Below are 12,353 nucleotides of genomic sequence, written 5' to 3'. Positions count from 1 at the left end.
TAGAAGCGGCGCTCGGTCTCGACGACGTACCGGAACAGCGGGAGCACCGTGCGGTACTCCTGCACGAGGGCCAGCTCGATCTCGGCCTCGTACCGTTCGAGGTCCTCTTCGCTCATCGTCGCTCGGCCACCATCGCCTCGATCCGGGCCCGGGGAAGCGGCGCACCGTGTGCTAGCCGCTCGATTCGCCCCGGTATCCAACGATCATAGGCAGGACTCTGACCGGACCTCTTGTGACCTGGGATTTCTTGAGATCCGGACATTCGTGGTCCTTCGTGTTCCATGGTGCCGTCGGAAGCGGGGATCCCGAGGGAATCGTGTTACACCCTCTGACGACCGCTGGTCGAATGCCGTCGAGGGGGCATGGGTGGGTGCGGGGCCGTGCTCCCCGGCGTACGGCGTCCACAGCACTTCTACCGGTCACGCCCGCGCCCTCACCTCCTGGCGGTGCCCTCGGTGAGCTGCCGCAGGAGTCGCGCGGCTGCAGGCGTCAGTGGACGGTCGCGCGGCCAGATCGCGCGGATCATTCGTTCGAACGGGACACCCGATGTCGCCACCACCACCAGCCGGCCGTCGGTCACCTCCGGCTCGATGGCCAGTCGGCTGAGCACGCCGGGCCCGGTGCCTGCCGCGACTGACCCTTTGATAGCGGTCGTGGACGCCAACTCGACCAGGGGTGTCGGCTCGAGCCCGAAGGCGGCCAGCGCGCGTTCGAGCACCTCCCGTGTGCCCGACCCCGCTTCGCGCAGCACGAGGGGTGTCGCGGCGAGGGCTGCGGCCGACAGGGGGCGGCGGCGGCGCGCCCATGGATGTGACGGCGCCACCACCACCACGAGGTGGTCGCCCGAGACGACCTCGGTGCGCAGATCGGGCGGTCGGTCCGGCCCCTCGATGAACCCGATGTCCGCACCGCCGCGCAGCATGACCTCGGTCACGCGCTCGGAGTTCCCCATCTGCAGGGAGACGGCGACGTCGGGGTCCGACGCCCGTAGGCGGTTCAGCCACCCCGGCACCAGGTACTCGGCCACGGTCATGCTGGCCGCGATCCGCAGGGTGTCGCGCCCCTCCGATCGCACTGCCGCCGTCCCCACGAGCAGGTCTCGCATGCCCTCGAGCACCGCCTCGCTCCACTGCACGACAGCGAGCCCTGTGGCCGTGAGCCGAGCCCGGCCGCCCGACCGGTCCAGGAGCTCCAGGTCGAGCGTCCGTTCCAGCGACCGGAGCCGCATGCTCGCCGCCGGTTGGCTGACGTGGTGCGCGCTGGCAGCCAGACGGATCGAGCCCAGCTCGGCCACCGTGCGGAGCAGGTCGAGCGACCGGATGTCGGGGACCGGTTCGCCGAGGGGCATAAGGCCACCTTATGGGATCGCGCCGAGTTTCGGTCTACCCGACACCGCCCACCCGGTGGAACGTGGACACATGGGGAAGCGGATGCGGGTGGATGCCTCGAACACCTCCCTGCGAGCGCAGGTCGCTCCGGGCCGGACCCGGCTGGAGCGTGCTGCGGCCCTCCTGCCCGGGCTGGCACCGGTGGTGGTCCTCACCGCCGTGGCCACGGCCCTCGGTCACCTTGTCCCGGTGGTGGGCGCCCCGGTGTTCGCCGTCCTCGGGGGGATCGGAGTTGCGCTCGTCCGCCTGCCGGCACCCCGGGCGCGCCCCGGGCTCGGCTTCGCGGCCAGGACGGTCCTCAAGACGTCGATCGTGGTCCTCGGCACCGGACTCTCGTTCCACGAGGTGCTCACCATCGGGGGCTCGTCGTTGCCCGTCCTCCTCGGCACGCTGGCGGTGGCGCTGCTCGGGTCCGTCGTGGCAGGAACGACGCTGGGCGTGGCACGGGATCTGCGGACGCTGATCGGGGTGGGAACCGGCATCTGCGGTGCATCGGCGATCGCCGCCACCGACGCGGTCATCTCCGCCTCTGATGCCGACGTCTCCTACGCCATCGCCACCATCTTCACCTTCAATGTGGCTGCCGTGCTGAGCTTCCCGACCATCGGCCACGCGCTCGGGCTCTCGCCCCACGCCTTCGGACTGTGGGCCGGCACCGCGGTCAACGACCTGTCCTCGGTGGTGGCCGCCTCGACGATCTTCGGGCACGGGGCCACGTCGTACGCGGTAGTGGTGAAACTGACCCGAACGCTCATGATCATCCCGATCACCCTCGTCCTGTCGGGCTGGCGCACACGCCCGGCGTCCACGGACGGACGTGGAGCCGGGGCGAAACTGCGCGACGTCGTTCCGGCGTTCATCGGGTGGTTCCTCGTCGCCGTGGCCTTGAACACGATCGGCCTGGTCCCGACCGCGTGGCACCAGGCCCTGTCGCCAACAGCGGAGGTCATGATCACCGCGGCACTGGGTGCGATCGGCCTCTCCACCCGGCCCCGGGACGTCCGGCGTGCAGGCTTGCGCCCCCTGGCCCTCGGTGCCGTGTTGTGGGTGCTGGTGGCCGCGACCAGCTTGGCCCTCCAGATGCTCTGAACCGCGGCACTGCCGAGGTTCCGGAGCGCGTCGCCGATCCGGCGATCAAGGACACCGCGACGACTCCGAGCGATGCCGGCACCGTCAAGATCCGGCGCGAACGGGCGGCGACCTGCGCCCGGGCCACAACGTTGGTGTCGCCGACCGGGTAGCGGTCCGGCAGGGCCGTGACAGCCGGGCCGGGGCGCCCGAGGGGACCGGCCGAGGCCGGAGACGGTGCCCGGGACCTCGTGGGGCTACTTGGCCTTGGCGGCGAAAGGTTGCCGCTTCTCCTTGATCTTGGCGGCCTTCCCGACGCGACCGCGCAGGTAGTAGAGCTTGGCGCGGCGGACGTCGCCGCGGGTGACGACCTCGATCCTCGCCAACACCGGCGAGTGCACCGGGAACGTCCGCTCGACGCCGACCCCGAAGCTGACCTTGCGCACGGTGAAGGTCTCGCGGGCGCCGGTGCCCTGACGGCGGATGACCGCACCCTGGAACACCTGGTTGCGTTCGCGACTGCCCTCCACGACGCGCACGTGGACCTTGAGCGTGTCACCCGGCCGGAAGTCGGGGACGTCGTCCCGGAGGTTCTCGCGATCGACGATGTCAGTGGGGTTCATGGCGCGCGTCCCTTCACGGGTCCAGCTCCGAGCGGCCCGGACAGTGCCATCGCCGAGGCCACCGAGGCCGCCGAGGCAACGGGAGCGACGGGGTCGTGCAGAGCCTGCCGGAGCACGTCAGGATAGCCGCCTCCCGGGCGGGGCCGCGCCCCGGGCCGTCGTCGTCCCCCCGGGGACAGGGGGCGGCGCCTGGTCCAGCTCCTCGAGCAGGTGGCGCTCCTCGTCGGCGAGCCCACCACGGGCGTCGAGCAGGTCGGGGCGGCGCTCCAGGGTCCGGCGCAGCGCCATGGCCCGGCGCCACCGGGCGATGCGCCCGTGGTCCCCGGTCAGCAGGACGTCGGGCACGGTCCACCCCCGGAACGCGGCGGGCCGGGTGTACTGCGGGTACTCGAGCAACCCGTCGCTGAAGCTCTCGTCGCCCGCCGACTCCTCGTTCCCCATGACGCCGGGGACCAGGCGCGCCACCGCTTCCACCACGACCAGCGCGGCCGCCTCTCCCCCGCTCAGGACGTAATCGCCGACCGACAGCTCGCCGTCGACGAGGTGGTCGGCCACCCGCTGGTCCACCCCCTCGTAGCGCCCGCACAGCAGGGAGAACCCCCCCGACGCGGACCCCCCCAGGGCGGCCAGCTCCTCGACGACCCGCTGGTCGAGGCGGCGACCACCCGGCGCCAAGAGGTAGAGCGGCCGCGGGGGCACGACCTCCTCGACGGCGTCGAAGATCGGGCCCGCGGCCAGCACCATCCCCGCGCCGCCCCCGAACGGGGCGTCGTCGACCGACCGGCGCGGGTCCCCGGCCGCGGCGCGCAGGTCGTGGACGCGGACGTCGAGCAACCCCGCCCGCCGGCCCCGACCGAGCAGGGAGCCCTCGCAGTAGTGCTCCAGGAGGTCCGGGAAGATGGTGAAGACGTCGATGCGCACCGGCGGCGCCTATGCGGGGGGCGGGTCGAGCAGCCCCTCGGGGACCTCGACGACGATCCGGCCCGGGGACCGCTCGACGACGAAGCGGAGCGGGACCAGGCCTCCCCCGTCCAGCTCGAGCAGGTCGCTCGCCGGGTTGGCCACGACGGCGCACACCGTGCCCAGCCGGCTGCCCGCGCCGTCGACGACCTCGGCGCCGACGAGCTCGTGCACCCACCAGGCCTCCTCGTCCTCGAGCGGGGCCCCGCGCAGCACCGTGCCCCGCAGGAGCTCCGCCTGTTCGCGCGACCGCACGCCGGCGAACATCAGCAACCAGCACGACCCGAAGGGTCGGGCCGCCTCGATGAGCAGATCGCCGCCGTCGGTGACGAGGTGCGACCCGACCTCGACGCGTTCGGGGCGGTTGCTCACGAAGCGCACGACCACCTCACCCCGGAGCCCGTGCGGCTTGACGACGGTGCCGACCTCGAGCAGCGGGCCGGGTGCCGACGCCGCGCCTCGGCCGGCGCCCGGGTCGTCAGTCGTCGACGAAGTCGACGTTGGTGTCCGTCCCGTCACGAGAACCCGCCACCCGCACCAGCGTGCGGATCGCCTGGGCCACGCGGCCGCGCCGGCCGATCATGCGCCCCATGTCACCGGGGGCGACGTGGATGCGGAAGCGCACCCCGCGGCTCGACTCGTCGGTCTCGACCACGACGGCGTCGGGCTCACTGGCGAACGAGCGTGCGATGTAGTCGAGGACCGCCCGGGCGCTCCCGCCCTCGACGCGGTTCCCCGCCATGTCGTCGACCCTGTTCCCCGCCATGTCGTCGACGTCCTCGCCGACCTCGACGTTGCCCATGTCGTCGTCGAGGTCGTCGCCGGCGTCGCCCGCCTCGCCGAAGCCGGTCTCGCTCACTTGGAGCCCGGACGGTACTCGTCCCATGCCCCCGAGGCCCGCAACAGCTTCTCGACACGGTCCGTGGCCTGCGCGCCCTGCCGCAGCCACTTGAGGGCCTTGTCGTTGTCGATCGTCACAACGGCGTCGGGCTCGGCCGTCGAGCGACCACGGGGGGCGTAGGTCCCCACGATCTCGATGAACCGCCCGTTGCGCGGCGAACGGCTGTCGGCCGCGACGACCCGGTACGTCGGCTGCTTCTTCTTGCCCATCCGCATGAGGCGGAGCTTCACTGCCACCGTCGACTTCCCTGCCTTCCTCGTCGTGCTCGCCTCGGGCTCGAGGGCACGGACCTCATATTGTGACCTGTCGCCGGGGTGGGGGTCGAAACCTCGGCATGGCGCGGGGTGCGGCGCGCCCCGACGGCGGGTGCGCCCGGGGTCGGGCCCGGGCCCGTCCGTGCCTACCGGCGCCCGTTCCCACCCGCCTTCGGGGTCACCCGGCCGCCCTTCTTCTTCTTCGACCCGGGACGCCCCTTCGCCACGCCCCCCGGCATCGGGCCCGGCCCGGCCCCGGGCCGCGCGCCCAGGCCTCCGAGGTCGCCGGCCCCGGGCGGGGCCCCGCCCTGGCCCATCCGCTCGGCGAGGCCCTGGGCCAGCTTGGCGCCCTTGCCGCCGCCGAGCATCCCCCCGAGCATCCCCGGCGAGCGCATGAGCTGCTGCGCCTCCTTGAACTGCCGCAGCAGCTGGTTGACCTCCTGGGTGGTGGTCCCGCTCCCCCGGGCGATGCGCGACCGGCGCGAGCCGTCGACGATGGCGGGCTCGCCGCGCTCAGCGGGCGTCATGGACCGGATGATCGCCTCGACCTGCGCCACCTGACCGTCGTCGATGGAGGCGTCGGCCTGCTTGAGCTCCTTCGGCACCCCGGGCATCAGCGACAGCAGGCCGCCGAGCGAACCCAGCTTCTTCACCTGCTGGAGCTGCGCCAGGAAGTCCTCCAGCGTGAACCGTCCCTCGAGCAGCCGGGTGGCGCCCTCGGCCGCCACGTCGTGGTCGAACTCGCGCTCGGCCTGCTCGATCAACGTGAGCACGTCGCCCATGCCGAGGATGCGGCTGGCCATGCGGTCGGGGTGGAACTGGTCGAAGTCGGCCAGGCGCTCACCGGTGGACGCGAAGGCGATGGGCCGGCCGACCACGTCCTTGACGCTCAGCGCGGCGCCGCCGCGGGCGTCGCCGTCGAGCTTGGTGAGGATGACGCCGTCGAGCTCGAGGGCGTCGTGGAAGGCCCGCGCCGTGGCCACGGCGTCCTGCCCCGTCATGGCGTCGATCACCAGGAACGTGTAGCGGGGCGACACCGCGGCGGACACCCGCCGGACCTCGTCCATGAGCGCCTCGTCGATGGCCAGGCGTCCGGCGGTGTCGACGATGAGAACGTCGCGGCCCAGGCGTTGCGCCTCGCGCAATCCCCCGGCGGCGACGGCCACGGGGTCGGTGGGCTCGCTGAACACGGGCACCCCGGCCTGCTCGCCCAGGATCCGCAGCTGCTCGACGGCCGCCGGCCGCTGGAGGTCGGCCCCGACCAGGAGGGGGTTGCGCCCCTGCTGGCGGAACCACCGGGCCAGCTTGGCCGCCGTGGTGGTCTTGCCGGAGCCCTGGAGCCCGGCCAGGAGGACGACGGTCGGGGGCGCCGACGCGTAGGTCAGGCGCAGCGTCTCGCCCCCGAGGACCTCGACGAGCTCGTCGTGGACGGCCTTCACGACCTGCTGGCCCGGGCTCAGGCTCTTCGACAGCTCCTCGCCGACGACGCGGGCCCGGATGCCCTGGACCAGCGACCGGGCCACGCCGAGGTCGACGTCGGCCTCGAGCAGGGCCGTCCGGATCTCGCGCAGGGCCTCGTCGACGTCGGCCTCACTCAGCCGCCCCCGGCTGCGGAGGCGACCGAGGATCCCCTCGAGTCGGTCGGAGAGCGCGTCGAACATGCGGACGTCCAGGCTACCGGGACGCCGGCCGCGCCCACGCCGGCCGCGCCCCCGCCGGCCACGCCCCCGCCGGCCGCGTCGCCCGGGGGCTCATCGCCGGCCTCACTCGAACAGTGCGTCGACGAACTCGTCGGCGTCGAAGGCGACGAGGTCGTCGGGCCCCTCACCGAGGCCCACCAGCTTGACGGGGAGCCCGAGCTCGCGCTGGATGGCGATCACGATCCCCCCCTTGGCCGAGCCGTCGAGCTTGGTGAGCACGACGCCGGTCACCCCCACGGCGTCCAGGAACTGGCGCGCCTGGGTCAGCCCGTTCTGGCCCGTGGTGGCGTCGAGGACCAGGAGGACCTCGGTGACGCGTCCCGGCGGTCGGTCGGCCACGCGCCGGATCTTCTTCAGCTCCTCGACCAGGTTGACCTTCGTGTGCAGCCGTCCCGCCGTGTCCGCCAGCACCAGGTCGTTGCCGCGGGCCGTGGCGCGCTGCACGGCGTCGAACACCACCGCGCTCGGGTCGCCGCCCTCGGCACCGCGCACGATCTCGACCCCGGTCCGATCCGCCCACTGCTCGAGCTGCTCGCCCGCCGCGGCCCGGAAGGTGTCCCCGGCGGCGAGGAGCACGGAGCGGCCGGCGGCCGCCTGCCGGCGCGCCACCTTGCCGATCGTCGTGGTCTTGCCCACGCCGTTGACGCCGACGAACAGCCACACGGTGGTGGCGTCCTCGGCGTAGGCCAGGGCGGTGCCGGCGGCGACGTCGAGCGACCCGCGCAGGTCGGCGCGCAGCGCCGAGACGACGGCGTCGGCGCCGCGCAGCTCGCCCGAGTGCACCCGGGCACGGAGGTCGTCGAGGAGCGCGGTGGTCGTGGCCACGCCGACGTCGGCCCGGATCAGCGCCTCCTCGAGCCCGTCCCAGGCGTCGTCGTCGACCGAGGACCGGGCCCGCAGGGCGCGCACGTACCCGGAGATGAGCCCGCGCGTCTTGCCCATGCGCTCGCGCAGCTCGGGTGCCGCTGCGGCCCCGGCCTCGGGCTCCGCCTCCGCCTCCGGGGCGGCGGGCGGACCGGCGACCGGCGCGGGCGCCGGCGGTGGCGGCGGTGGCGCGCGCCCCGGCGCCGGCGCGGTGGTGGGCGGGGCGGCCGCCTCACCCCCGAGGACCGGGGCCGGTGCCTCTGCTGCCCGGGGGGCGGCGCGCCGGCGGCGGGCCCGGCGTGGGACGGCGACGACGAGGCCCACGACGAGGGCCGCCACCACGACGGCGAGGACGATCCAGAGGGCGAGCATGGCCCCGGCAGCCTAACGGGGCCGATCGTCACCGATCGGCGCGCCGACCGGTGACGGCAGGTCAGGCGGGGGCGGTGGCGGGCTCCGCGTCGGTGGGCTCTCGGCGCACCTTCTGGCTGACCACCTTGGACGACCCGCCCGGCGTCATGGTGACGCCGTAGAGCGCGTCGGCGGCCTCCATCGTCCGCTTCTGGTGGCTCACCACGATGAGCTGCGCCTCTTCCCGGAACTCGTGGAGCAGGTCGAGGAAGCGGTGCAGGTTCACGTCGTCGAGCGCGGCCTCGACCTCGTCGAGCAGATAGAACGGTGACGGCCGGCTGCGGAACACGGCGAAGAGGAACGCCAGGGCCACGAGCGACCGCTCGCCCCCCGAGAGCAGCGACAGCTTGCGCACGTTCTTCCCCGCCGGTCGGGCCTCGACCTCGACGCCGGTGTCGAGCAGGTCCGTGGGGTCGGTCAGGCTCAATCGCCCCGTCCCACCGGGGAACAGCGTGGACACGAGCACCTGGAAGTGCTCGTTGACATCCGCGAACGCCTGCGCGAACACGCGCATGATCTCGTCGTCGACGGCCCGGATGACCTGGTGCAGCTCCCGCCGCGCCCGGCGCACGTCCTCGACCTGCTCCTCGAGGAACCGGTGGCGCTCTTCGAGGGTGCCCAGCTCCTCGAGCGCCAGCGGGTTCACGGGGCCCAACGACGACAGCTCCTGCTCGACCACCGCCGCCCGCCGGGCGGCGTCCACACCCTCGGGGAGCTCGGGGCAGGGCGCCCCCATGGCCTCCTCGGGCTCGCACCCGAGCTCGCGCCGCAGCGCCTCGACCGAGGCGTCGCGCCGCACGCCCGACTCGGCCAGCTCGAGCTCGAGCTGCTGGATCTCCTGGCGTGTCTGGGCCAGGTGCGTGTCGGCCTCGGCGCGTTGCCGGCGCAGGCTGTCGAGCCGGGCGCCACCGGCCCGCACGTCGTCGAGCTGGCGGCTGCGACGCAGGCGGAGCGTGTCGAGGAGCTCGACCAGGCGGGCCGCGTGCCGGTCGACGGCAACGCCGAGGCGGTCGGTGGCGAGCGCCCCCGCCTCGAGCCGGCGGCGGCGCTCCCCGGCGCGCTCGCGCGCCTCGACGTGGCCGGCCAGCCGGCGCTCGGTGTCCTCGAGGCGCGTGGTGAGCAGCGCACGTCGCTCGGCCAGGCCGGCCTCTTTCACCTCGAGGTCGCGGCGGAGCATGGCCACCTGGGCCCGACGGTCCTCGAGCCGGCGCCGGGCCTCGTCGGCGACAGCCAGGCGCCCGGCGGCGGCCGCGGCGGCGGCCTCCAGTTCGGGCAGGCGCTCCTCGAGGGCGTCGAGCTGGGCGGCGTCGCGCTCGAGGCGTTCGCCCAGCGAGGCGCGCAGGCGGGACGCCTCGGACCACTCCGTCCGGGCCAGCCCGAGCTCGGTGGCCACGCGGTCGCGGGTGGCCACCAGGTTGCGGTGGAGGTCCGCGGCCCGGTCCACGTGGCGGGCGGCATCGGCGGCCTCGGCGACCGCCCGGGTGGCGACGCGCCGGGCGTCCTCCGCCGCCGCGGCGGCGCGCTCGGCGGCCGCGGCGGCGCCCTCGGCCTCGGCGGCGGCGTCACGGGCCAGCGCGGCCAGCGCCGGGGCACCGGCGCGCACCAACCACCCGGCGGGCGAGAACCGGTCGCCGTCGGTGCTGACCACGACGAGGTCGGGCCGCTCGAGCGCGAGGTCGACGGCCGGCATCCACCCACCGCCGACGCCGACCACGCCCGCGAGCACCCGGTCGAGCACGCCGGCCACGGCCGGGACCCGGGGGCGCACGTGGCGGCGCAGCGGCTCGGCCCCGGGGGGAAGCGGGGGGCCCGGCGGCACCGAGGGCGACCAGGGCGCCGCCGCGTCACCGCCACCGTCGGGCCGTGTCGCCAGGAGCGTCCCGGGCGCCTCGTGCTCGTGCAGGGTCGCCAGCGCGGCGCGCGCCGCGTCGACGCCGTCGACCACGACCGCCCCCAGGGCGGCGCCGGCGGCGGCCTCGAAGGCGGTGCGCCAGCCGTCGTCGACGTCCACCAGGTCCACGAGGACCCCGAGCACGCCGCCACCGCTGCCGAGCATGTCGGCCCCGGTGTCGCCGCGCTCCTCGGCCGCACGGCGCGCCAGCGCCTCGGCGCGCGCCTCGAGCCGATGACGCGCCCGCTCGGCGTCGCGCAGGGCGTCCTCCGCGCCGCGCTGGCGCTGTGCGGCGTCATCCGCCGCCGCGCGCGCCTGCTCGGCGCGGCCCGACACCTCGGGCAGGCGCGCCTCCGACACCTGGAGCTGCTGGACCAGGGCGGCGGCCTCGGACTCGAGCGCCGCACGCCGCTCGTCGGTGGCCCGGAGCCGCTCGTCGGCGCGCGCCAGGCCACCCTGCTCCCGCTCGAGCGCGCTTCGCAGCGGCTCGAGCTGCCCCCGCGCCATGGCGTGGGCCTCCTCGGCGGTGCGCAAGCCGGCGACATCGGCGAACGACGCCTCGTGGACGGCCAGGTCGCGGGCCAGCGCGTGCTCGGCGTCCCGGACCTCCTCGGCGAGCGGAGCCAGCGCGGCGTCGTCGTGCGACGTCGCCTGGAGCTCGGCCGCCAAGCGGGCGGCGTCGGCTTCGAGCGTGGAGACGACGTCGGTGTCCGCGGACGCCTCGAGGGCGCGGGCGATGGAGCGGCGGCGCTCGGCGACGACACCGTTCAACCCCCGACAGCGCTCCACCAGGCCCTGCACGCGCGTCAGGGCCACGACCAGATCCTCGTCGCGCTGGGTGGCGAGCCGGGCGGCGGTGGTGTCCGCTTCGGCATCGAGCTCGGTGATCGACGCCGCCAGGCGTCCCTCGCGGTCGCGCAGCTGCTCGCGTTCGGCCCCTGCGGACTGGCGGCGCGCCTCGAGGGTGGCCAGCTCGCGGCCGACGAGGTGGAGCCGCAGGGCGCGCAGCTCGTCCGCCAACGACGCGTGCGAGCGGGCGGCGGCCGCCTGGCGCTCGAGCGGCCGGATCTGACGACGGACCTCGCGCAGCAGGTCACCGAGCCGGTCGAGGTTCTCCTCGGTGGCGGCGAGGCGGCGCTCGGCCCGCTCGCGCCGGCGGCGATGCTTCAACACCCCGGCCGCCTCCTCGATCACGGCGCGCCGGTCCTCGGGGCGAGAGTCGAGGATCGCACCCAGCTGTCCCTGGCTCACGATCACGTGCTGCTGGCGCCCCACACCCGAGTCCGACAGCAGCTCCTGGATGTCGAGGAGACGACAGGGCTGGCCGTTGATGGCGTATTCGCTCTCACCCGAGCGGAACAGTGTGCGCGTGATGGTGATCTCGGCCAGTCCGCCGGGGAGCCGCCCGGTGCGGTTGTCGATGGTGAGCGACACCTCGGCCCGTCCCAGAGCGGGGCGGTCGGCGGAGCCCGCGAAGATGACGTCTTCCATCTTCGACGACCGCACCGTGCGCGGCCCCTGGGCACCGAGCACCCAGGCCACGGCGTCGACCACGTTGGACTTGCCGCTCCCGTTCGGGCCCACCACCACCGTGACGCCGGGCTCCAAGAGCAGCGTGGACGGATCCGCGAAGGACTTGAAACCCTTGAGGGTGAGCGACTTCAGGAACACCGGTCGCCACCCTACCTGTCGCTCTGTTCGAAACGGTGATACCCCTTGTGGCCACCAAGCACGCCCGCGGGGGCGTCGAATGTGCAGGTCAGCGGGGCCGCATCACCGCGAGCGACGAGCGGGGCGGCCTCAGATCTGGCAGTGCTCGCACAGGAACGCGGAGCGACCGTTGACCTTCACCTTCACCACGTTGTTGCGACAGCGCCGGCACGCTTGGCCTTCTCGGTCATAGACCTGATGCTGGCCCTGGTAGTCGCCGATCACCCCGTAGAGATCACGATATTGCTCGTCGGCGAGCGACGACCCCCGGTGCTTCACGGCCTCGGTCAAGGTCTCGACCATGGCCCGGTACAGCCGGCGGATCTCCTGCGCGCTCAGTGAGTTCGACTGGCGGTCGTAGCGAAGGCCCGCCGCGAAGAGGATCTCGTCGGAATAGATGTTGCCGATGCCGGCCACGAACTTCTGGTCCATGAGCAGCGTCTTGAGGGCGGTGGGCCGATCCGCCAGCAGTTGCCCGAAGCGGGACCAGCTCATGACGTCCTCGAGGGGGTCGAACCCCAGGTGCGCGAGCTCCGGCACCTGGGAGGTGAGCTCGTCGGAGGCGGTGACGAACATCTCGCCG

General features: G+C 74.1%; 12 protein-coding genes. 1 reads left to right on the top strand and 11 read right to left on the bottom strand.

The annotated features are described in order from the left end of the window. Together VMV22_00420 and VMV22_00415 are read right to left on the bottom strand one after the other, a co-directional pair. Positions 1–116, bottom strand: a 116-nt coding sequence (locus VMV22_00420; protein HUY20781.1) for a DUF2469 family protein, incomplete at its 3' end; no start/stop codon positions are given. Positions 117–433: 317 nt separating this feature from the next. Beyond that, on the bottom strand, positions 434–1,348 hold the full coding sequence (locus VMV22_00415) for a LysR family transcriptional regulator (protein ID HUY20780.1): 915 nt from the start codon (positions 1,346–1,348) through the stop codon (positions 434–436). A gap of 70 nt (positions 1,349–1,418) precedes the next feature. Here VMV22_00415 and VMV22_00410 point away from each other — a divergent pair, with 70 nt between their 5' ends. Continuing rightward, positions 1,419–2,477, top strand: coding sequence for a putative sulfate exporter family transporter (locus tag VMV22_00410; protein HUY20779.1), 1,059 nt, complete (start codon positions 1,419–1,421; stop codon positions 2,475–2,477). Between the two features lie 236 nt (positions 2,478–2,713). Here VMV22_00410 and rplS read toward each other — a convergent pair whose 3' ends face one another. From rplS to VMV22_00365, 9 genes are all read right to left on the bottom strand, one after another. Then, entirely contained in the window at positions 2,714–3,079 is a 366-nt protein-coding gene (rplS, locus tag VMV22_00405; protein ID HUY20778.1) for a 50S ribosomal protein L19, read from the bottom strand. Positions 3,080–3,196: 117 nt separating this feature from the next. Next, positions 3,197–4,000, bottom strand: coding sequence for a tRNA (guanosine(37)-N1)-methyltransferase TrmD (gene trmD / locus VMV22_00400; GenBank protein ID HUY20777.1), 804 nt, complete (start codon positions 3,998–4,000; stop codon positions 3,197–3,199). A gap of 9 nt (positions 4,001–4,009) precedes the next feature. Then, positions 4,010–4,558: a PRC-barrel domain-containing protein gene (locus VMV22_00395; GenBank protein ID HUY20776.1), complete on the bottom strand. Its 549-nt coding sequence runs from the start codon at positions 4,556–4,558 to the stop codon at positions 4,010–4,012. Next, positions 4,518–4,898, bottom strand: a complete 381-nt coding sequence (locus tag VMV22_00390) for a KH domain-containing protein (GenBank protein HUY20775.1) — start codon at positions 4,896–4,898, stop codon at positions 4,518–4,520. Before VMV22_00390 ends, VMV22_00395 begins: the two co-directional genes overlap by 41 nt. Further along, positions 4,895–5,176: a 30S ribosomal protein S16 gene (gene rpsP / locus VMV22_00385; protein HUY20774.1), complete on the bottom strand. Its 282-nt coding sequence runs from the start codon at positions 5,174–5,176 to the stop codon at positions 4,895–4,897. Before rpsP ends, VMV22_00390 begins: the two co-directional genes overlap by 4 nt. A gap of 164 nt (positions 5,177–5,340) precedes the next feature. After that, positions 5,341–6,855 carry a signal recognition particle protein gene (ffh, locus tag VMV22_00380; protein ID HUY20773.1) on the bottom strand — a complete coding sequence of 505 codons (1,515 nt, stop codon included), beginning with the start codon at positions 6,853–6,855 and terminating at the stop codon, positions 5,341–5,343. A 102-nt stretch (positions 6,856–6,957) separates the two neighbouring features. Then, positions 6,958–8,130, bottom strand: a complete 1,173-nt coding sequence (ftsY, locus tag VMV22_00375) for a signal recognition particle-docking protein FtsY (GenBank protein HUY20772.1) — start codon at positions 8,128–8,130, stop codon at positions 6,958–6,960. 61 nt (positions 8,131–8,191) lie between these two features. Next, entirely contained in the window at positions 8,192–11,731 is a 3,540-nt protein-coding gene (gene smc / locus VMV22_00370; GenBank protein ID HUY20771.1) for a chromosome segregation protein SMC, read from the bottom strand. Positions 11,732–11,860: 129 nt separating this feature from the next. Next, positions 11,861–12,353: zinc finger domain-containing protein (locus VMV22_00365; GenBank protein ID HUY20770.1), on the bottom strand; the 493-nt coding region annotated here is incomplete at its 5' end.

This window comes from Acidimicrobiales bacterium, from assembly GCA_035531755.1.
Taxonomy (GTDB): domain Bacteria; phylum Actinomycetota; class Acidimicrobiia; order Acidimicrobiales; family UBA8190; genus DATKSK01.
The sequence above is the reverse complement of the archived record's forward strand: the minus strand, read 5'-3'. Positions and strand labels throughout refer to the sequence as shown.

Bases quoted from the DNA above. Each gene is read 5' to 3' on its own strand.
- ftsY (HUY20772.1), bottom strand. From the start codon at position 8,130: ATGCTCGCCCTCTGGATCGTCCTCGCCGTCGTGGTGGCGGCCCTCGTC.
- VMV22_00415 (HUY20780.1), bottom strand. From the start codon at position 1,348: ATGCCCCTCGGCGAACCGGTCCCCGACATCCGGTCGCTCGACCTGCTC.
- ffh (HUY20773.1), bottom strand. From the start codon at position 6,855: ATGTTCGACGCGCTCTCCGACCGACTCGAGGGGATCCTCGGTCGCCTC.
- VMV22_00410 (HUY20779.1), top strand. From the start codon at position 1,419: ATGGGGAAGCGGATGCGGGTGGATGCCTCGAACACCTCCCTGCGAGCG.
- rplS (HUY20778.1), bottom strand. From the start codon at position 3,079: ATGAACCCCACTGACATCGTCGATCGCGAGAACCTCCGGGACGACGTC.